Origin of the sequence: Sphingomonas sp. NPDC019816 (genome assembly GCF_050274375.1) — a bacterium.
GTDB lineage: Bacteria > Pseudomonadota > Alphaproteobacteria > Sphingomonadales > Sphingomonadaceae > Sphingomonas.
This window is the reverse complement of the sequence record NZ_JBNNOB010000002.1, coordinates 18448-39745: the sequence shown is the minus strand read 5'-3', so window position 1 is coordinate 39745 and position 21298 is coordinate 18448. Positions and strand designations below refer to the sequence as shown.

The window sequence follows — 21298 nt, the reverse complement described above, 5'->3', positions numbered from 1 at the left end:
CGGGCTTCGGCTTGACATCCCCGTTCGCTTTTGGACCTTTCGACCCATGGTTCAGCCCATCCAGAATATTGTGATCGTCGGCGGCGGCACCGCCGGTTGGTTGACCGCCGGCGTCATCGCCGCGCGGCATCAGGGCCGGCGGCCGCATGGCTTCACCGTGACCTTGGTGGAATCACCCAATGTCCCGATCATCGGGGTGGGCGAGGGGACCTGGCCGACGCTGCGCACGACCCTGCGCAAGATGGGCGTGTCGGAGACCGCGTTCTTCCGCGAGTGCGATGCCTCGTTCAAACAGGGCGCGCGTTTCAACCGCTGGACGACGGGTGCGGCCGATGACGGCTATTACCACCCGCTGATGCTGCCGCAGAGCTTCGGACAGGTGAACCTGGCTCCGCACTGGCTGGCGGCGGGCGAGGAGGGCAGCTTCTGCGACGCGGTGACGCCGCAGGGGCGGATCTGCGACGCAGGGCTGGCACCCAAGACGATCGCGACGCCCGAATATGAGGCGCTGGCCAACTACGCCTATCATCTGGACGCCGGCAAGTTCGCCGATTTCCTGCGCCGCCATTGCTGCGAGCAATTGGGCGTTCGCCACGTGCTGGCCGATGTCGAAGAGGTGCTGCTGACCGAGCAGGGCGACATCCGCGCGGTGCGCACGGCGCAGGCGGGCGAGGTGACCGGCGACCTGTTCGTCGACTGCACCGGTTTTCGCTCGCTATTGCTCGGCGAGGCGATGGGGGTGCCGTTCAAGCCGCTGGGCGATGTGCTGTTCTGCGATACCGCGCTCGCCATCCAGGTGCCCTATGACGATCCCGAGGCGCCGATCGCCTCGCATACCATCTCGACCGCGCAATCGTCGGGCTGGATCTGGGACATCGGCCTGCCGACCCGGCGGGGCGTGGGGCATGTCTTTTCGAGCAGCCATATCGGCCGCGACGAAGCCGAGCGCGAGCTGCGCGCCTATCTGGGCGAGGCGGGGCGTGACCTGCCGGTGCGCGAACTCAAGATCCGCGCCGGTCACCGCGAGCGGTTCTGGGAGCGCAACTGCGTCGGTGTCGGGCTGGCGGCGGGGTTCCTCGAACCGCTGGAGGCGTCGGCGATCGTCCTGATCGAACTGTCGGCCAAGCTGATCGCCGAGCAGATGCCGGCGTGCCGCGAGGTGATGGACACCGTCGCCAAGCGGTTCAACGACACGACCCTGTATCGCTGGGGCCGGATCGTCGATTTCCTGAAACTGCATTATGCGCTGACCCAGCGGACCGACAGCGACTTCTGGCGGGACAATTGCCGGGCCGAGACGATGCCTGATCGCTTGCAGGAGCTGATGACGCTGTGGCGCTATCAGGCGCCGTGGATGCATGACGAGTTCGACCGGGTGGAAGAAGTGTTCCCCTCGGCCAGCTATCAATATGTCCTGTACGGCATGGGCCAGCGCACCCAGATCGCGCCGGGCAGCCTGGCGGCCGAGACGATCGTCGCCGAGCGCGCGCGGCGGGAGAATGACGTGCAGACCGGTCGGATGCTCGCCGGTTTGCCCAAGCACCGTGATCTGATCCGCAAGATCGTCGAGCGGGGGCTGCCGACAATCTAACGTTTCGCGTGGCCTTCGACTTCGCTCAGGCTGAACGGAGCGAAGTCGAAGGCCAAGGGAAGACGCGTCGACTCCGCCCGGCGGCCTTACCGCCCGGACAGCGTGAAGCTGTCGACATCCATCCACCCGCCCTTGGCACCCGGATTATAGCAGAACAGCGCATATTGCTGTCCCTGGAACGTCCCCGTCCGCCAGTCGAAGGCGAGCGGGAAATCACCCCCCAGCGTGCGCCAGTCGCGCCCATCGACGCTATAGGCGACGCTGCCCCGATCGGTCTTGAAATCCATGTCGGTGCGCAGGAACAACCGCTTGGCGGTGATCGGCTGCGCGTCGACCCGGACGTCGGTCTTCTGGGTGTCGGCCAAATCCTCGATCACGCGCATGGTCAGCGTCAGTCGACCATCGCGTCCCCGGCCGACCGCGATATGGCCGTTATATTTGCCGAAGGTGCCGAAGCCGCACTGATCGCCGACGGCGATATGCGACGGGTCGATCGCCACGATCCCCCGGCTGAACGGCCCCTGACCCTTTTGCAGCAGGGTGTTGCGCGCGCTCCACAGCGTGTACGCCTGACCCGCGCGCAGTCGCATCCAGCCCGGCCGCTCGGTCAGCGACCAGCCGCTGGCGACGGGATTGTGGTTCCACTGCCATTGCAGGCCCAGCCTGGGCTTGGTGAAATCGTCCGAGGCGGGGAGCAGGCTGACCGGCTGACCCTGGATCGGCTTGGTCGCGGTGGCGGGCACACGGCCCGGCGCGTCCGGCGTTCCCCAGACCGGCCAGCCGTCCTTCCAGAAGACGGGGCTGATGTTCGTCATCCGCCCGACCGCACCGGCATCGATCATCACGAAGCCATAGTCCGTGCCATCGGGCAGATCGACGATCGCACCCTGATGGCCGCCCGTCTTGTCGTCGATCTGGTCGCGCGTCTCCCATGGCCCGAACAGGCTCTTGGCGCGCGACACGGTCATGCCCAGCCGCCGGGGAATGGCGTTGAACATGTAATAGGTGTCGCCGCGCTTGACGAGCTTCGAGCCCTCGGCACCCTTGTTGAAATAGACGACACGCTTGTCGGTAACGGTGCGCAGATCCCGGTCGAGACTGAGCAGCGTGTTGGTGCCGTCCGATCCGACCGAGGTCATGATATAGGCGCTGCCATCGGTGTCGAAGAACAGCCCCGGATCGAAGGCCGCCTCGCTGATCCGGTTCATCGTCCAGGGGCCGCGAATGTCCTTCGAGCGATAGATGCGCGTCTTCTCGCCGACCGGCGTCACGGCGATATAGAAGACGCCGTCGCGGTAGCGCAGGCTGGGCGCGAAGATGCCCTTTCGGTACGCGCCGCCCTTCTTCAGATCATATTCGGGCAGCCCCTCCAGCCGGTCGATGACATGGCCGACGAAGCGCCAGTTCACCAGATCGCGCGACGTCATGATCGTCAGGCCGGGGACATTGGCGAAGGTCGTGGTGATGAAATAGAAGTCCCCGCCCACCCGGATGATGTCGGGATCGGGATAATCGGCATAGAGCGGCGGGTTGGCATAGGTGCCGTCACCGCGATCCGATTGCCACGCTTGCGCGGCGACGCTGGCGGACAGACCCGCCAGCGCCGCTGCCGCTACGAGGGCAAGAGCCTGCCTGCCCCTCATTTCGGGTTATAGGCATAGGGGCCGATGACCGTGCCGACGAACCCGCCGGCCTTCGCGGTGCTCAGGAAGCGCACGTCGAGATCGGATTTCAGCGTCATGGTCTTGCCGCCCGCACGGTAATCGAAGCTCATCGTCCCGCCCTTGGCATGGATGGTCAGCGTGACCGGGCCCTTCGCCGCCAGGGGGGCGGAGGCGATCAGCGTTTCGGGTGCGGCCTCGTCGCGCGTATTCTTGCCCTGGCGCGTATAGAGCGCGATGCGTGGCTGGCCGTCGATACGGGTCAGGCCGAAGAACAGATAGGCATAGTCGTTCTGCATCGCCGCCAGGCCGGCTCTTGCGCCGTCCTTGGTGGGCATGAAGGTGACGGTGGTCGCGACATCGGCGACCGCATGCTGCTGTCGCCGTCCGACGAAGGCCGGCACGCCGCTTCGGTCGCCCAGCGCCGCACCGCCATCCATCGACAGCCGGCCGTTCGCCACCCGGTAGAAGGGCGTCCTGGGTGTGCGGACGCCGATCCATTGCATGGCGAGCCTGTCGCCATCGAAACCGTCGACATAGCCGAAATCGCCGCTGGTCGGCAGTTTCGGTGCCGGGCTGGCGGGCAGGTTTGGCTTGGCATGGGTCCAGGGTACGGGCTTGCCGCGCTCCAGGATCATCGGCCAGCCGTCCTTCCAAATGACGGGCAACAGGAAGGTTTCTCGCCCGATATTATAGAAGTCATCGGCATAGGGCCGGGTCGCCAAGAAGGTCGCCCACCAGTCGCCATTCTGCGTCTGCACCAGTTCGGCATGCCCCGCCGCGCTGATCGGATGCGGGCGGCCGGGATCGAGATCGCGTTGGGTCAGGATCGGATTGCCGGCGAAGGGCACGAACGGCCCGCGCAACGCCTTGGCGCGCAAGACGACCTGCGAATGGTTGACGCTGGTCCCGCCTTCCGCCGCGGTCAGATAATACCAGCCGTCCTTCTTGAAGATGTGCGGCCCCTCGATCCAGACCGGCTTCTTCGACAGGTCGACGCCGCCGTTGACCAGCTGCGTGCTCTCGCCGACCATCTTGCCGGCGCGCCAGTCATATTCCTGGATCCAGATGGCGCGGTGGCCATCATAGCGCGGCGTCTCGTCGGGCGCGCGGTTGTTGACGATATAGGCGCGGTCTCCCTCCCAGAAGATCGACGGGTCGATCCCCTCGAAGGGCAGCCAGATCGGGTCGGACCACGGCCCGGCAGGGTTCCTGGCGGTGATGACGAAATTGCCCCGGCACTGAACGCAGGTGTTGACGATGTAGAAGGTGCCGTCGTGATAGCTGATGTCGGGCGCGAACACCGCCTCCGAAATCGCCCGGCCCGAGAAATCGAGCTGCCCCGGCCGGTCGATCGCGTTGCCGATCTGCGTCCAGTTCACGAGGTCGGTCGAATGGAAGATCGGCAGGCCCGGGAAATGCGCGAAGGACGAATTGACCAGATAATAATCGTTGCCGACGCGCGTGACCGACGGATCGGGGTAATAGCCCGACACAATGGGGTTCAGATATTCGCCCGGCCCGGCCTTCACCTGCTCCAGCGAGCGGCCCTGATAGCGGAAGTCGTCGAACTGCGCGGTCTGCGCCACCGCCGGACCGGCGAGGGCGACCGACAAGGCCAGAAGCGTCAGGCGGCGGATCATGCGATGCCCTTTCGGATGGGTGCGGCGCGCAGGGCGTCGGCGATGGCGCTGCGCAACGGCTTGGAATGCAGGTCGTCGTCATAGGGCAGGGGCCGCTGGGCCGCGCCATCGGTGCGGGGCATGAAACCCTGCAACCAGCTATGCTTGTCCCACAGGCCCCAGGTCAGGAACTGGTCGAGCTGCGGATAGGCGAACATCCGGTCGAGATAGTCGCGCGCCACGGCGGCGACCTGCGCGTCGCGGCGTACCGGATCGCGTGGCATTTCGCGGTCGTTGACGTCGAATTCGGTGATGAGCAGGCGATAGCCCATCGCGACCACCGCGTCGACGAACTGCTTCCACTCCGCGCGCTGGGTGCGTGAATGGCTGCCGTCATTACCCAGATGGCTCTGGATGCCGAGCGCGTCGACGGGCACCTTCTCGCGCCGGAACCGCTCCAGCAGCCGCAGGACGCCCGCACGGTGTTTCTCATTGCCGACCTCCCACGACATATAGTCGTTGTAGACGCGCTGGGCGTGGGGGGCGTGTTCCTTGGCCGCCTCGAACGCGATCTTGAGCGCGTCGAAGCCCAGCGCCTGGGTGAAGACGGTGTCGCGGATCTCGCCGGTCTTCGGGTCGATCGTCTCGTTGACCACGTCCCAGGAATAGATGCGGTCGCCGAAATGGCCGGCGACCCGTGCGATATAGGCGCGTAGCCATGTCTCGGCCCCGGTCGCACGCACCCGCTCGGCCAGCGCTGGCGAGATATATTTGTTATAGTTCCAGAGCAGCGTATGTCCGCGCAGCTTCATGCGGTGATCGCGCGCATAGGTGGCGATGGCGTCGGCGGGCCCGAAGTTCAGCGTCTTGGGATCGTTGCCGAGGACATAGACCTTCATCTCGTTCTCGGGCACGAGCACCGCACATTCGCGGGCGACGATCGCGCCATAGGCGGGGTCGTGGATGGGCGAGGACCGCCCGGCATTGATCGCGGTGCCGAACAGGATGCCCTTGGCCGCCGCCAGATCCTTGAACGGCGCATCGGCCTGCGCCATCAGTTGTGACGGGAGCGCTCCCATCATCAGGCCGCCGGTCATCCCGACAAGTTGTTGCCGACGCGTCAGCATCGGGCCTTGCCCCTTGGGTTCCATAACCCTTTCCTATTGATTTGCTCGGACCTTTGCACGGATGTTCTCCGACGGCAAGGCCATGAGGGAGCAACAAAATCCCGTCAGTCCAGCAACCTGGCGTCGCCCCACGCCACCGGCAAGGCGGCGTCGGGAGCGCTATCAGAGCGCGCGACAAGCTCGATAAGCTTGCGGCCGCGGACATCGGCCTCGATCGTGGCGGGCGGCTGGTTCAGCGCCATGGGCTGCGACCGCGTCAGAAGGCGTCCGTCGCCATATATCTCGAACACCACGCGCCGGCCGCGTGCGGTGGCGGAATCGTCGATGCCGACCGTGGCGACGAAGCGCGACTGCCCCCGATTGCGCACCTCCAGCCGGGAATTGGCGAGGACGCCTATCCCGGTATCATAGACCTTGCCCACCATCCGCAGCGGTCGGCCGAACGGCGTGCGATCGGCCTGCGCCCCGCCCCAGCCGCCATATTGCGGGAAGTCGCCCGGCCCCTTGGTCCCGCCCCAGGGGCTGAGTTCATGATGGATGGTCGGATCGCCCTCGGGCGTGACGACCCCGTCCTGGGCGGGGTTCACGTCGCCCGGCGTCTCGGACAGATAATGGCCGCCGGTCAGCCGCCGGGTGCCGGTGACGCGGTAGATCAGCGTCTGGTGCGGCGCGACGGTCAGCTTGGCGTCTCCGGTGAAGCTCGTCTTCCGTCCCGTCCACAGGTCGGTCATCGCCACCGGCCGGTCGCCGCGCAGCTTCAGGTGATCGGCGGTCAGCACCGGCTGGATCGTCGATGCGGTGCGGTTCAGGATCGCCACCGCCTTGTCGCCATTGGCCAGCGTCTTGACGAAAATCTGGACATCGTCCGACAGATAGGCCGGCACCGCCTGATGCCCCGCCGCATCCTGGTTCAACGCGATGATCGCGCGGTTGCCCAGGAGAGTCAGCTGCTCGGCATTGGCCTTGCGCAGGTCGAAGCCGATCAGCAGCGGCGCGTTCATCATCGCCCAGAGCGCGAAATGCGAGCGCGCCTCGGTCATATGACCGGCGTCGAATTCGCCCGATCCGATGAACAGCATGTCGGGATCGTTCCAGCTGTGTGGATGGGCATAGAGAGCGCGCGTCGAACTGGTGTCGAAATTGGTCAGCATTCGCGACCAGTGCGCGGTGATGTCGTCGCTGGTGCGCGAGACATTGCCGATCTGCTTGCCCCAGTTGCGCACGTTGGACGATCCCCACAGGCATAGCGAGAACAGATAGTCGCCATCCGGGTTCTCGCGCTTCAGGGCGGTCGCGACCTGTTCGTACAGCGCGCGGACCGCCGGTATGTCGGTCCGGGCCAGCGAATTCATGTCGATCAGTGGAGCCAGTTCCCGGTAATCGCCCTTGCGGACATGGTCGCTGTTCTTGCCCAGACCCCGGATGCCGCAGCCATCGACCTTGATATAATCGAAGCCCCATTCGCGGAAATACAGGGCGATGTCCTGGTCGATATGGCCGTACAGCCCGACCTCGCGCTCGGCGATCGTGCCCTCCGGCTGGTTGGCGAAATTGGGGGTATAGACCTGGCCGCAACTGTTGCGGCCGATGTCGGAATAGATGCCCGCCTTGAACCCCATGGCGTGGAGGCGGTCGGTTAGCGGGCGGAAGCTGGTCTGCTGGTTCGGCCCGGCGGCGGCGGACGGGAATTTGTCCGCGCGGATGACCAACCGGCCGTCGGGCTGGCGTCGCCGCAGCCACCAGCCGTCATCTATATTGATGTAACGATAGCCGGCGGCGGCCAGCCCCTTGTCGATGATCAACTGCGCCGAGGCCATGACCTTTTCCTCGTCGACATCGCTGTTGAACGCGTTCCAGCTGTTCCAGCCCATCGGCGGCAGCGCGGCCTGACCGTCCTGGTTGGCGCTCCATCGGCCGGTCGGGGCAAGGGGATCGGGGGCGGTCGGCACGCTCTGCGCCACCGCGGCGGAGGACAGACATGCAAGCGCCATCGCGCCCGCCCGATAGGCCATGTTGATCCGTCGCATTCCTCACCCGTGTCGTTGTCGTTTAGCGCTATCTTGTCGGACTAAAGTGCCGCTGTCCAGCCAAGCCTGTCAGATCACCCGTTTCCTTTGGCGGAGGGTGGACAGCGATGGCGAACGTGATACCGTTAACAAAAAACATGCGACGGGAGTGGACGGGCATGAAGGCATGGCGGGTGTCGATGCTGGCGCTGATGATGGCGGGATCGCAGCAGGTGGTGGCGCAGCAGGCGGCCAAGCCGGCGGGGCAGGACGCGGAGGCACTCGCCGCCTCGCTGGTCGGTCGGATGACGACCGAGGAAAAGCTCCATCAGTTGCTGAACACCGCGCCGGCCATTCCACGTCTGGGGGTACCCGCCTATAACTGGTGGACCGAGTCCCTGCACGGTGCACTGGGGCCGGTGCCGACGACGAACTTCCCGGAGCCGGTCGGCCTCGCCGCGACCTTCGACGACGCGCTGGTCGGCCGCGCGGCGCAGGCCATCGCCGGGGAGGTTCGCGGGCTTCACGCTCTGGCGCGCACGACGGGGCGGATGGGGCGGATCGGCACCGGGCTCGATACGTGGTCGCCGAATATCAACATCTTCCGCGATCCCCGCTGGGGCCGGGGACAGGAAACCTTTGGCGAGGATCCCTTCCTGACCGCGCGGATGGGCGTCGCCTTCGTGCGCGGCATGCAGGGGACCGATCCGGCACGCATCGACGTCGTCGCGACACCCAAGCATTACGCGGTGCACAGCGGACCGGAGTCCACCCGCCACGAGGCGAATGTCTATGTCTCGCGACATGATCTGGTCGATACCTATCTGCCCGCCTTTCGCGCCGCGATCGTCGAGGGTGGGGCCGGATCGATCATGTGCGCCTATAACCGTATCGACGGGCAGCCGGCCTGCGCCAGCGACATGCTGCTCAAGACCTATCTGCGCGGCAATTGGGGTTTCCGGGGCTATGTCGTCTCCGACTGCGATGCGGTGAAGGACATCGACGCCAATCATCATTATGCGCCCGATCCCGCTACGGCGGTCGCCGCCGCGATGCGCGCGGGCGTCGACAATGAATGCAACAATGCGACGCTGACCGATACCGACGGGCTGACCAATCCGTATCGCGATGCGCTGGCACGCGGGCTGATCTCCATTCCCGATATCGACCGGTCGCTGACCCGCCTGTTCGCCGCACGCTATCGCACCGGCGATCTGCCCGGCCTGCGCCCGCTCTCCACGCACACGGCGAGCCCCGCCGACATCGATACGCTCGCCAACCGTGCGCTGGCGCTGGAGGCGGCGGAAAAGAGCCTGGTCCTGCTGAAAAACAGGGGCGTCCTGCCGCTGAAGGCCACGGCGCGGATCGCGGTGGTCGGGCCGCTGGGCGATGCCACGCGGGCGCTGCGTGGCAATTACTCCTCGTCGCTGTCGGGCCCGGCCTTTTCGGTGGTCGAGGGGTTGCGCCGCGCGATGCCAGGGGCGCAGGTGCGCCATGTACCCTTCGCCGAGACCTATACCGATGGCGATCCGGTACCCACCAGCGCGTTGCGGACGCCCGATGGCCAGCCCGGTCTGCTCGCCCGCTATTACAACGTCGTCGGTCTCATACCGCAGCGCTTCGCGCCCGGCGCACTCGATGCGTGGATCAAGGCGGCGACCTTCGAGGATCGCCCGGTCGTCACCCGCGTCGAGGCCAATGCCGCGTCCCGCAGCCTGGACCTCTCCTCGGTCCGTGACGTGCACCGTGCGGTGTGGAGCGGCTTTCTCGTGCCGCCCGAGACGGGCCGCTATCGCCTCGGCATCGCCGGGTTCAACGGCGCGATGACGTTCGACGGACAACCCTTTGTCGACCTGTCCAAGGCATCGTGGAACAGCCTGCCGACGATGCGCACGGTCACGCTGGAAAAGGGTCGCCGCTATCCGATCACCGTCTCCACCGAGGCACGCATCCTGACCGGCATCAATCTGGTCTGGAAGCGGGTGTCGGACGACCCGGCCGGCGAATTGCGCGCGGCGGCGAAGGACAGCGACGTGCTGGTAGCGGTGGTCGGTCTGACCTCCGACCTGGAGGCGGAGGAAGCGCCGATCGCGGTTCCCGGGTTCAAAGGCGGCGACAAGACGACGCTCGATCTGCCCGCCGATCAGCAGCGGCTGCTCGAACAGGCCAAGGCGATGGGCAAGCCGCTGGTCGTCGTCCTGATGAACGGCAGCCCGGTCAACCTGGCCTGGGCCAAGGCCCATGCCGATGCGATCGTCGAGGCATGGTATCCCGGACAGGCCGGCGGGCTGGCGGTCGGCAATGTCCTGTCGGGCAAGACCAACCCCGCCGGGCGTCTGCCGCTGACCTTCTACCGCTCGGTCGACGATCTGCCGCCGTTCGGCGATTACGCGATGAGGGGGCGAACCTATCGCTATTTCACGGGCACGCCGGTCTACCCCTTCGGCTATGGCCTGAGCTACACCAGCTTTGCCTATAGCCCGGTCAAGCTCGTGCCCGCCGCGACCGGCGCGCAGGACGGACTGACCGTGACGACCGAGGTGCGCAATACCGGACGGCGCGCGGGGGACGAGGTGGCGCAGCTCTATCTCAATTTTCCCAAGGTCGACGGGGCACCGCGCGTGGCGCTGCGCGGGTTTCAGCGCGTTCACCTGGCGCCGGGCGAGCGACGGACGCTCCGCTTCACGCTCGACCCCCGCGATCTCAGCGCGGTGGATGCGGACGGCCACCGGTTGGTGATGAAGGGCGACTACCGCGTTTCGGTCGGCTCGGGCCAGCCGGATACCGGCGTGGCGGGGCAAGCTACGCGCTTCGCCGTCGCGACATCCCGCCCGATCGCCCAGTGAGCGGATTTCCGATCCTCCCCGCAAAGGAGAGGATCGGACCGGCGATCAGGCGAAATCCGCCTCGCGCAGGCGGATGGGGCGTCCGGGCACCAGCGTGACCTGAGCCCGTCGATCGCCCAGCCGCACGAGGCGTTCGCCCGCGAGGTCGCCGGTCAGCATCGCCGAGACCAGTCGCCCGTCACGCCAGCGCAGATCGACCCGGCAGCGTCCCCGCGCGTGCAGTCCGCTGACCGATCCGGTCGGCCACGCACGGGGCAGGGCGGGGAGCAGGAGTAGTTCATCCCCACGGCTCTGCATCAGCATCTCGACCACGGCGCGCGTACCGCCGAAATTGCCGTCGATCTGAAAGGGCGGGTGCGAATCGAACAGATTGGGATAGGTGCGCTGCGGCCCCAGCAGATAGGCGATGATCCTGTGCGCGTGTTCACCATCGTGCAGACGCGCCCATAGGTTGGCGCGCCAGGCGGTGGCCCAGCCGGTCGACTGGTCGCCGCGCGTCTCCAGCGAGTGCCGCGCCGCCCGCGCCAGTTCGGGCGTGCCATCGGGGGTGATCTGATCGCTGGGGAACAGCGCATAGAGGTGCGAGACGTGGCGGTGATGCGGGTCGGGCGCGTGCGCGTCCCAATCCTCCTGCCATTCCTGCAATTGCCCGTCACGACCGATCCGGTCGGGGGCGAGCCGGGCGCGGGTGGCGCGCACCTGCGCCGCAAAGTCGGCATCGATGTTCAGGATCGTGGCGGCGCGGGCGACCTGGTCGAACAGGTCGCGCAGGATCTGCTGATCCATCGCCGGCCCCGCGCAGATCGAGACGCCGGGCGAATGTTCGTTCTCGGGCGAGACCGAGGGGCTGGTGACCAGCCGCCCGGTCTTCGGATCGCTTTGCAGCGTATCGACGAAGAACAACGCGACCCCCCGCATCAGCGGATAGACCGAGGCGAGGAAGGCCGGGTCGCGATGATAGTCGTAATGCTCCCACAAATGGGTGCATAGCCACGCCCCGCCGGTCGGCCACATGCCCCATGGCGCACCGTCGATCGGCGCGGTCGCCCGCCACAAATCGGTGTTGTGGTGACAGACCCAGCCGCGCGCGCCGTACATCTCGCGCGCGGTGCGCTCGCCACTGACCGCCAGTTCGCGCACCATCTGCACAAGCGGCGCGACACATTCGCCAAGCCCGGTAGGCTCGGCGGGCCAATAGTTCATCTCGGTATTGATGTTGACGGTATATTTCGAGCCCCAGGGCGGGTCGATACTCTCGTTCCACAGCCCCTGGAGATTGGCCGGCTGTCCGCCCGCGCGCGATGCGGCGATCAGCAGATAGCGGCCATAGTTGAAATAGAGCGTGGCCAGCGCGGGGTCGTCGACGGCACGGTCCGCGCGCACTCGCTCGTCGGTCGGGCGCGCGCCTTGCGGACTGGTGCCGAGGTCCAGCGCGACGCGGCGATAGAGCCGGCGATGCTCGGCCAGCGCGTCGGCAGCAATCCTTGCCGGCCCGCGCGACCGGGCCCGGTCGATGGTCTGCGCGACGGTCGCGCGGGGATCGCCGGCCAGATCGCCCAGACCGCGACGACTGGTCGCCATGGCGAGGAACAGCGTCACCGATCGCGCCCCGCGTACCGCCAGCGCTTCGCCCGCCGTCACGGTGCCGCCGCGCGTCACGATACTGAGTTGCGCCGCGAAGCGCAGCGCCGCCTCGACGCCGGCATGGTCGGCATTATGGCCGGTCAGGGTCAGCCGATCCCCCGACGCCTCCACTCGCACGTCCCGTTGTGGCGAGGACAGGGCGATATCCAGATCGAACGGCCGGTCGGCCTCGATCCGCATCATCAGGACCTGATCGATCGGCGAGGCGATCACCGTCCGACGGTGCGCAACGCCCTTCGCCGTAAACCGCGTGGTCGCCGTCGCGGTGTAGAGGTCGAGCTGGCGATGATAGTCCTTTGCCGCACCGTCGGTCAGCCCCGGCCAGCTCAGGATCAGGTCGCCCAGCGGCTGATAGGGCATCTGCGTGCGCGGCGTGCCGATCAGCGTGCGGTCGGCGAGCGCCTGCGCCTCCTTCAGCCGGCCGGCCGCGATCAGACGCCGCACCTCGGGCAGGGCGGCCCGCGCGGCGGGGTTGACCGGGTTATACGGCCCGCCCGCCCATAGGCTGTCTTCGTTCAGTTGCAGTCGTTCGCGCGCGATGCCGCCAAAGACCATCGCCCCCAACCGGCCATTGCCCACCGGCAAAGCCTCGGTCCACGCCTTCGCCGGCGCGCGGTACCACAGGCACTGGGTCGGATCGGGCGCGGTGGTGGCGGCCGCGCCGGCCGGCTCGGCCAGCGCGCCGCCTATGGCCCCCGCCGCGAGACCTTGCAGCACGCCGCGTCGCGACGTGCGCATCAGCGGCGCCCCGCCGGCTGACCCACCAGCGCCTTGCCGAAGAAGGGCAGGACCTTGTCCTGGAAGCGGATACCGATGCGGTTCACGTGATCGCCGTCATACACCTCGAACCGGTGGGCGATGCCATACCGGTCGAGCGCGGCATGAAGCGCTTCGGCATCCGGCTTCAGCCCGTCCTGCGATCCGACATCCAGGCCGATGGCGCGGAAACTGCGCAAGGGGGCGACATATTGATCGACAAAGGCCAGCGGCGTGTTGGCCAACCATTTCGCCATGATATCGTCACGCAGCTTGCCGTCCTTGACGGGCAGGTCGAGATACAGCGGCGGGTTCTTCGGGTTCGGCGACCAGGCGGCCGACGCCGCCAGCATCGCGCGCTGGCCCCAGTTCAGCTTGGCCGAGTCCTTCGGCGAGGTCAGGCTGGTGAGCGCCGCCTCGTTCTGCGCATCGGGCCGCGCCATGGCGCGCGGCGACAGGCAGCATGGGCTCATCATATAGATGGCGCCGTACATCTCGGCATGTTTCATCCCGATCCGCGCGGTGCCATAGCCGCCCATCGAATGGCCGATCAGCCCGCGCGCCTCGCGCCGGGCTATGGTGCGGTACCGGGCGTCGATCGCGGCGATCAGGTCATGGCTGACGAACCGCTCGAAATCGCCGACCGTCTGCGACGAGGAATACATCGATCCGTTATGCATCGTCTTGCTGTCGGGAAAGACGATGATCATCGGCGCCACGCCGCGCGCGAAGGCACCCTCGATCGAGCCGGGCACATGGATTTCGCTGGTCCACTGCTGCGCGCCGATGGAATAGCCGTGCAGCGCATAGACGACCGGAAAGCGGCGCGTCTTATCGGCGGCATAGCCGGGCGGCAGAACGACGATGACGTCGCGGTCGGCGCTGTTGCCCTCCAGATTGCCTTCGATCGCTGCCGAATGGACCTTGATCCGCTCGATCGTCACGGGCTTGGCACCGGGCACGGCAGCGGGCGACTGGGTGGCCATCTGCGCCGGGGCGGCGGCGAGCGGCATCAGCGTCAGTGCGGCGGCCAGCATCCACCGGGCGCAGGAAGGGCGTTGGGCCATGCGTGTCATCCTCTGTCCTGGGTTCGCGCCGACTTGGAGGTGTCGGTCCGCTTCATTTGTCTGGGTATCGTTACCAACAGTTCGGGATGCGCCTTGTCAAGGCGTGGGATGGGGGATTCCCATGGCCTTCGACCGGGCTCAGGCTGAACGAGGGGCGGGACACAATTTCCTTTCCCCAACGCCGTTCAGCCTGAGCGAAGTCGAAGGCCACGCCCAACCCTAACTCATCGCAAAACGCCGAACCGGCCTTGCATCCAGCATCCTGATAGCGCTATCGTCCGGTCAAAGCTCCGAAGATGGAGCGTTTGGAGAGGAAAAGCGATGAAGCGCTTGATGATGGCCGGCGTGGCCGTTCTGGGTCTGTGCACGGCGGCCTGTGGAACGTCGCCCGAGGCGGGCAATACCGCGCAGGCGAACACCGCCACGGCCGCGAACGACGCCAACCCGACCGCGCCCGATGGCCGTCATTACCTGTCGCAGCCGCTCGTGCGTGACATCTTCACCGCCGACCCCTCCGCGCATGTCTGGAACGACGGGAAGATGTACATCTATCCCAGCCACGATATCCCGACCGAGACCAAGGACGACGATCTCGGCAACCAATATGCGATGCGCGACTATCGCGTGTTGCGCATGGACGAGCCAGCCGGTCCCGTCACGGTCGGCCCCGTCGCGCTGGACGTGAAGGACGTGCCCTGGGCCTCGCAGCAGATGTGGGCGCCCGACGCCGCCTATAAGGACGGCACCTATTATCTCTATTTCCCGGCGCGCGATAAGACCAAGGACCGCAACGGCCTGGGCGCGTTCCGCATCGGCGTCGCGACCTCGAAGAACCCGATGGGGCCGTTCAAGGCCGAGCCGGAGGCGATCCCGGGCAGCTTCTCGATGGACCCGGCCGTGTTCCAGGATGCCGATGGCACGGCGTACATGTATTTCGGCGGCATCTGGGGCGGTCAGCTTCAGCGGTGGAAGAACGGCAAATACGATCCGAACGGCAGCGACACCGACCTGAAGCAGGACGACCAGCCCGCCATCTCGGGCAAGATCGCCAAGATGAACCCCGACATGAAGACTTTCGCCGAGACGCCGCGCGACGTCGTCATCCTCGACGAACAGGGCAAGCCCGTGCTGGGCGGCGACCATGACCGTCGATTTTTCGAGGCGTCCTGGGTCTTCAAGCGCGACGGCAAATATTATTACACCTATTCGACCGGCGACACGCATTTCCTGAATTACGCGATCGGCACCAGCCCGTACGGGCCCTTCACCTACAAGGGGCATATCCTGAAGCCGGTGCAAGGCTGGACGAGCCACCATTCGATCGTCGAGTGGAAGGGCAAGTGGTGGCTCTTTTATGCCGACACCCAATTGTCCAACAAGAACCATCTGCGTAACGTCAAGATGACCGAGTTGAAGTTCAACCCGGACGGGACGATTCCAACGATCGATCCGTTCGTAAAGTAAGGATCGCGGATGTTTTTGGGCATCGATATCGGCACGTCGGGCGTGAAGGCCGTCGTGCTGGACGAACATGGCGTCGTAGTAGGGCAGGGGACGGCGGCGCTCAGTGTGCAGCGTCCCCGGCCGCTCTGGTCCGAACAGGACCCGGAGGCATGGTGGCAGGCGACGGCGGCGGCCGTCCGCGCGATCGATCCGGCGGTGCGCCGGTCGGTGCGCGGCATCGGCCTGGCCGGCCAGATGCACGGTGCCACGCTGCTGGGCGCGGACGATCAGCCGCTGCGTCCCGGCATCCTGTGGAATGACGGGCGCAGCCATGCCGAGTGCGCGGAGCTGGAGGCCAAGGTGCCCGATCTCCACCGGATCGCGGGCAATCTCGCCATGCCGGGCTTTACCGCGCCCAAGCTGCTATGGGTCGCGCACCATGAGCCAGAAACGTTTACGGCGATCCGTACCGTTCTTTTGCCCAAGGATTATGTCCGCTTGCGGATGACGGGCGAGAAGGCATCGGACGTGTCGGACGCGGCGGGAACGCTGTGGCTGGACGTCGCGGCGCGCGAATGGAGCGACGAGATTCTCGCCGCCACCAGCCTGACCCGTGAACAGATGCCGCAGGCGGTCGAGGGCACCGCGCAGACCGGCCGCCTACGCGCCGAGGTGGCCGAAGCCTGGGGCATCGACCAGGTGCCGGTCGCGGGCGGCGGTGGCGACAATGCCGCCGGCGCGGCGGGCGTCGGCGTGGTCAAGGACGGCGATGCGTTGCTGTCGCTGGGCACGTCGGGAGTGATCTTCGCCGCCACGAAGGCGTTCCGCCCCAATCCCGCCGGTGCCGTGCACGCTTTTTGTCACTGTCTGCCCGATGTCTGGCATCAGATGTCGGTGCATCTCTCGGCCGCCGCCTGCATCGACTGGGTCGCGCGGTTGACCGGCACGCCCGGTGCCGCCGAGCTGTTCGCCCGCGCCGAAAGCGTAGGCCCTGCGAGCGGCCCGGAAATCTTCCTCCCCTATCTGTCGGGTGAGCGGACGCCGCATAACGACGCCGAGGTTCGCGGTGCGTTCTTAGGGCTGGACCACGACACCACGCCCGAGCGTTTGGCGCAGGCGGTGCTGGAGGGCGTGGCCTTCGCGCTCGCCGATGGCCTGTCGGTGCTGCGCGACGCCGGAACCGAGCTGTCCCAGCTGTCCGTCATCGGCGGTGGCGCACGTTCGTCCTATTGGGGCCAGACGCTGGCCGCCGCGCTGAACGTCGAGCTCGTCTATCTGAAGGGTGGCGAGGTCGGCCCCGCGCTGGGTGCGGCGCGCCTCGCCCAGCTGGCGGTCGATGGCGGCTCGCCGGAGGATGTCTGCGCGCCGCCACCGGTCAGCCACACCATCGCCCCCGACCCCGCGCTCGCCGAGCGCTTCGCCCCCAAGATCGCGCGTTTCCGCGACAGCTATTCCCGTATCACTCCGAGGAACTTCTGACATGGCTACCGACTTTTTCGCCGACATCCCTACGATCGCCTATGAAGGGCCGGACAGCGAGAACGAGCTCGCCTACCGCTTCTACGACAAGAACCGCGTCGTGCTGGGCAAGACGATGGAGGAGCATCTCCGCTTCGCGGCCTGCTTCTGGCACACCTTCTGCTGGCCGGGTTCGGACGTGTTCGGCGGTGGCACCTTCAATCGCCCCTGGCACGCGGGCGCGAACGACAGCGCGGCCGCCGCGCAGAAGCGGGAAGTCGCCTTCGACTTTTTCTCGAAGCTCGACATCCCCTATTACTGCTTCCACGATGTCGACGTGATGGCCGATGCGCAGGGCGTCGCCGAGCATCGCCGCTATTTCGCCGAAGCGGTCGACCATCTTGAAAAGCTGCAGGCCTCGTCGGGTCGCAAGCTGCTCTGGGGCACCGCCAACCTGTTCAGCCATCCGCGCTTCGCCGCCGGTGGTGCGACCAACCCGGACCCCGAAGTCTATGCGTTCGGCGCGATGCAGGTCCGCGACGCGCTGGAAGCGACGCATCGTCTGGGCGGCGCCAACTATGTGCTGTGGGGCGGTCGCGAAGGTTACGAGACGCTGCTCAACACCAACATGAAGCGCGAGCTGGACAATCTGGGCCGCTTCCTGACCCTGGTCGTGGAGCATAAGCACAAGATCGGCTTCAACGGCACCATCCTGATCGAGCCGAAGCCGCACGAGCCGACCAAGCATCAGTACGACTTCGACACGGCGACCGTGTACGGCTTCCTGAAGGCTTACGGCCTCGAAAACGAAGTGAAGGTCAATATCGAGGCGAACCACGCCACGCTGGCGGGCCACACCTTCGAGCATGAGATCGCAACTGCAGGGGCGCTGGGCATCTTCGGGTCGATCGACGCCAATCGCGGCGATCACCAGAATGGCTGGGATACCGACCAATTCCCCAACTCGGTCGAGGAACTGACGCTCGCCGTGCTGGAGATCATCCGCGCGGGCGGCTTCACCACCGGCGGCTTCAACTTCGACGCCAAGGTCCGTCGTCAGTCGATGGACGCGGTCGACCTGTTCCATGGCCATGTCGGCGGGATCGACGTGGTGGCCAAGGGGCTGCTCAACGCCGCCGCGCTGATCGAGGACGGTCGCCTCGATGCGATCAAGTCCGAGCGTTATGCCGGTTGGGACGCCGAGTTCGGTCAGCAGGTCGGTGGCCTCGACCTCGCCGGGATCGCCGACCTCGCCGAACAGAAGGCGATCGACCCGAAGCCGCGTTCGGGCCGTCAGGAGCGGATGGAGAACATCGTCAACCGTATCGTCAACAAGTGAGCGGTCGGGCCGGGTGATCCGGCCCGCCAAGCATGAAAAAGGGGCGCGTCCGGTGATCGGGCGTGCCCCTTTTTCTTACCGTTCCGCGTGGCCTTCGACTTCGCTCAGGCTGAACGGGGGCCATGGAATGCCCAAGTGTCAACACCCGTTCAGCCTGAGCGAAGTCGAAGGCAAAGGGAGTCACGCCGCCCCGTACGGACGGCGGGAAGGGTTCGATCAAGCCACCCCGTTCACCGCCATATCACGCAGCGCGTCGTGGAAGCGGGCAACCTGCGCCACATTGAACCCGGCGATATTGATGCGTCCCGATCCGGCCATATAGATGGCGTGCCGGTCGCGCAGCCATTCGACCTGGGTGGGCGAGAGCGGCAGGGTGGCGAACATGCCCTTGCCATGCGCGACGGCGCCCAGATCGACGGTGCCGATCCGGCCTCCCTCGGCGAGCATCGCACGCAGGGACGCCAGGCGCTGGCGCATCGTCTCCAACTCGTCGCGCCACTCGGCGGTCAGGGCGTCATCCTCCAGGATGACACGGACGATCGCGGCACCATGATCGGGGGGCATCGACCAATTGGCGCGCGCCAGGGCCAGCAGATTGGAAAGCACCACGCCGCCCGTCTCCGCGTCGGCCGACGTGGCGAACAGCGCGCCCGTCCGCTCCCGATACAGCCCGAAATTCTTGTCGCAGGAATAGGCGAGCAACGCATCCGGCACGGCCGCCAGAATGGCGCGCGCGCCGTTCGCGTCCGTGTCGAACCCGTCGCCCAGCCCCTGATAGGCCAGATCGACGACGGGCAGCAGCGCGCGCTGGGCGATCCGATCGGCGATGGCGGTCCAGCCCGCCGCGTCCGGGTCGATCCCGATCGGATTGTGGCAGCATCCGTGGAGCAGCACCGCGTCCCCGGATGTCGCGGCGTTGAGGCCGGCGAGGAAACCGTCGAGGTCGAAACGCTGGCTGGTCAGGTCATAGCAGGGGATCATATGAGGCTCGACCCCCGCCTGGCGGAAGATCGGCGCGTGGTTGGCCCAGCTGGGGCTCCCCATCCAGATTCGCGCGACGCCGGCCCGCGCCAGCAGTTCGGCCGATAGGCGAAGCGCGCCGGTCCCGCCCGGCGTCTGCAAGCCGACGGCGCGGTCCCACGACACGGCATCGCCGATCACCAACCGGCCGAGCGCCGAGACGAAACCGGTATCGCCATCCGGCCCGAGATAGGATTTGCTGGCCTGCGTCTCCAACAGCCGCGCCTCGGCCGCCTTGACCGCCGTCATCACCGGTGTGCGACCCTCCTCATCGCGAAAGACCCCGACGCCGAGATCGATCTTGCCGGGGCGGGGATCGGCCGCGTGCTGGCCGATGATCTTCAGCAAGGGATCGTCAGGTTGGCGGGTCAGGGACGTGAAATGCATGGCGTGGCCTCTTACGGACGAAAGCCGGCACCATAGGGCCACCGGCACGAATTGGAATGTTCCGCCAAGCCGAGACACACGGGAGAAGGGGTTCGATCACCGGACATCGGGCATAAATAGGGCCCGACGGGCTCGGATCGCCGACAGCACGCAACCGGTCGCCGCGTTTTTTCGGGCCGAACGGCCAAAAAATGCAGATATTGATATGCATTATGGCGAGCGGTGCGAATTCGTTCCTAGAAATAATAAGGCAGGGCGGTCGGGCCGGTCCGGCGGCGAGCAAGAACTGACATCCTGACGATGGGATGCATTGCTTGCTCGCGTCCCCTCTAATGTCAGGTTTGGAACAATAGGACCGCCAATGATGTGTGCGACGTCATCACTCGCGGCTGCGTGACCCGATCCGTTCATGGGCCGAGGAAGGAAAGTCTGTGATGAGCATCATGGGGTCGCATAACCGGTACGCCTTCCTCTTGGCGGCTTCACGCCCCCCTGCATCGATCGGCGGAGCTTTGGAGGGCGCCATGGGGGGCGTCGTATGACCCGCACGCTGATACGCCCCGCTACGCCCTTCTCGCCTGCGATCAATCGCCTCTCCAAGCTGGCCGCACTCGATCCCGGGGCATTGGCCGCGCTGGCCGAGGCGGCGTCACGGCCCCAGACGGTACGTCCGCGACGCGAACTTCTGGTCGAGGGGCGCGACGTTACGGGCCCGCAGCTGATCCTGTCCGGCTGGGCGGCGCGGGTTCGCATCCTAATGGACGGGCGGCGGCAGTTCCTGAACTTCCTTCTGCCGGGCGATCTGATCGGCCTGTACCATCACCGGCGGCCGGTATCGCCGACGACCATCGTCGCCCTTACCGAGGTTTCGACCTGCTTCCCGCCCGCCTGGGGCAGTCATGCCACGCTGGACGAGGCCTATGCCGTCAGTCATGCGCTGGACGAGGCGCATCTGCTCGCCCAGATCGCGCGGCTGGGTCGGATGAATGCGATGGAGCGGATCGGCGACCTGATGCTGGAGCTTCACGAGCGTTTGAGCCTAAGCGATCTGACCCAGGGGCGCAGCTATGAACTGCCCATCACGCAGGAGACGCTGGCCGATGCGCTCGGGCTGACGGCGGTGCACGTCAACCGGATGCTACAGGTGGCACGGCGCGCGGGCGACCTGATCTGGTCGACACGTTCGATGACGATCCCTGATCCCAAACACCTTGCCCGCAAGGTCGGACGCGCTCCCGCGAAGGTCGTGGCGTCCTGAACGCTCGGTTCGTCGTTCCGGCATCACATAGCGTGATGCTGTTTGTTGATATACATCAAGTTATTGAAAAACA

The 21298-nt window shown here is 66.3% G+C and carries 13 protein-coding genes; 6 read left to right on the top strand and 7 right to left on the bottom strand.

Annotation, left to right across the window (positions count from 1 at the left end; translation table 11 throughout):
- Nucleotides 1-46 precede the first annotated feature (46 nt).
- The gene (locus ACQKJZ_RS00585) at nucleotides 47-1591 is read left to right on the top strand and encodes a tryptophan halogenase family protein (RefSeq protein WP_427729604.1); all 1545 of its coding nucleotides are present in this window, start codon (nucleotides 47-49) and stop codon (nucleotides 1589-1591) included.
- An 86-nt stretch (nucleotides 1592-1677) separates the two neighbouring features.
- Here the strand turns inward: ACQKJZ_RS00585 and ACQKJZ_RS00580 are convergent, their stop codons facing one another.
- The 4 genes from ACQKJZ_RS00580 to ACQKJZ_RS00565 form a co-directional block, all read right to left on the bottom strand.
- On the bottom strand, nucleotides 1678-3234 hold the full coding sequence (locus ACQKJZ_RS00580) for a glycoside hydrolase family 43 protein (RefSeq protein WP_427729603.1): 1557 nt from the start codon (nucleotides 3232-3234) through the stop codon (nucleotides 1678-1680).
- Nucleotides 3231-4895, bottom strand: coding sequence for a glycoside hydrolase family 43 protein (locus ACQKJZ_RS00575; RefSeq protein WP_427729602.1), 1665 nt, complete (start codon nucleotides 4893-4895; stop codon nucleotides 3231-3233). Before ACQKJZ_RS00575 ends, ACQKJZ_RS00580 begins: the two co-directional genes overlap by 4 nt.
- On the bottom strand, nucleotides 4892-6001 hold the full coding sequence (locus tag ACQKJZ_RS00570; RefSeq protein WP_427729601.1) for an endo-1,4-beta-xylanase: 1110 nt from the start codon (nucleotides 5999-6001) through the stop codon (nucleotides 4892-4894). Before ACQKJZ_RS00570 ends, ACQKJZ_RS00575 begins: the two co-directional genes overlap by 4 nt.
- A gap of 104 nt (nucleotides 6002-6105) precedes the next feature.
- Nucleotides 6106-8028 carry an NPCBM/NEW2 domain-containing protein gene (locus tag ACQKJZ_RS00565; RefSeq protein ID WP_427729600.1) on the bottom strand — a complete coding sequence of 641 codons (1923 nt, stop codon included), beginning with the start codon at nucleotides 8026-8028 and terminating at the stop codon, nucleotides 6106-6108.
- A gap of 158 nt (nucleotides 8029-8186) precedes the next feature.
- On the opposite strand from ACQKJZ_RS00565, the gene ACQKJZ_RS00560 reads away from it, so the two are divergent.
- On the top strand, nucleotides 8187-10853 hold the full coding sequence (locus ACQKJZ_RS00560; RefSeq protein ID WP_427729599.1) for a glycoside hydrolase family 3 C-terminal domain-containing protein: 2667 nt from the start codon (nucleotides 8187-8189) through the stop codon (nucleotides 10851-10853).
- A gap of 45 nt (nucleotides 10854-10898) precedes the next feature.
- Here ACQKJZ_RS00560 and ACQKJZ_RS00555 read toward each other — a convergent pair whose 3' ends face one another.
- A complete protein-coding gene (locus ACQKJZ_RS00555) occupies nucleotides 10899-13235 on the bottom strand; it encodes a glycoside hydrolase family 95 protein (RefSeq protein ID WP_427729598.1) in 2337 nt (778 codons plus the stop codon).
- On the bottom strand, nucleotides 13235-14320 hold the full coding sequence (locus ACQKJZ_RS00550) for an alpha/beta hydrolase (RefSeq protein ID WP_427729597.1): 1086 nt from the start codon (nucleotides 14318-14320) through the stop codon (nucleotides 13235-13237). Before ACQKJZ_RS00550 ends, ACQKJZ_RS00555 begins: the two co-directional genes overlap by 1 nt.
- Nucleotides 14321-14641: 321 nt before the next feature.
- Here ACQKJZ_RS00550 and ACQKJZ_RS00545 point away from each other — a divergent pair, with 321 nt between their 5' ends.
- The 3 genes from ACQKJZ_RS00545 to xylA are packed head-to-tail and all read left to right on the top strand — an operon-like array spanning nucleotide 14642 to nucleotide 18560.
- Nucleotides 14642-15784 carry a glycoside hydrolase family 43 protein gene (locus tag ACQKJZ_RS00545; protein ID WP_427729596.1) on the top strand — a complete coding sequence of 381 codons (1143 nt, stop codon included), beginning with the start codon at nucleotides 14642-14644 and terminating at the stop codon, nucleotides 15782-15784.
- 9 nt (nucleotides 15785-15793) lie between these two features.
- Nucleotides 15794-17242, top strand: a complete 1449-nt coding sequence (xylB, locus tag ACQKJZ_RS00540) for a xylulokinase (RefSeq protein ID WP_427729595.1) — start codon at nucleotides 15794-15796, stop codon at nucleotides 17240-17242.
- Nucleotide 17243: 1 nt separating this feature from the next.
- Nucleotides 17244-18560, top strand: a complete 1317-nt coding sequence (gene xylA / locus ACQKJZ_RS00535; RefSeq protein WP_312488566.1) for a xylose isomerase — start codon at nucleotides 17244-17246, stop codon at nucleotides 18558-18560.
- 216 nt (nucleotides 18561-18776) lie between these two features.
- Here xylA and ACQKJZ_RS00530 read toward each other — a convergent pair whose 3' ends face one another.
- Nucleotides 18777-19967: an aromatic amino acid transaminase gene (locus tag ACQKJZ_RS00530; RefSeq protein ID WP_427729594.1), complete on the bottom strand. Its 1191-nt coding sequence runs from the start codon at nucleotides 19965-19967 to the stop codon at nucleotides 18777-18779.
- 538 nt (nucleotides 19968-20505) lie between these two features.
- Here ACQKJZ_RS00530 and ACQKJZ_RS00525 point away from each other — a divergent pair.
- A complete protein-coding gene (locus ACQKJZ_RS00525) occupies nucleotides 20506-21225 on the top strand; it encodes a Crp/Fnr family transcriptional regulator (protein WP_427729593.1) in 720 nt (239 codons plus the stop codon).
- The last annotated feature ends 73 nt before the right edge of the window (nucleotides 21226-21298 follow it).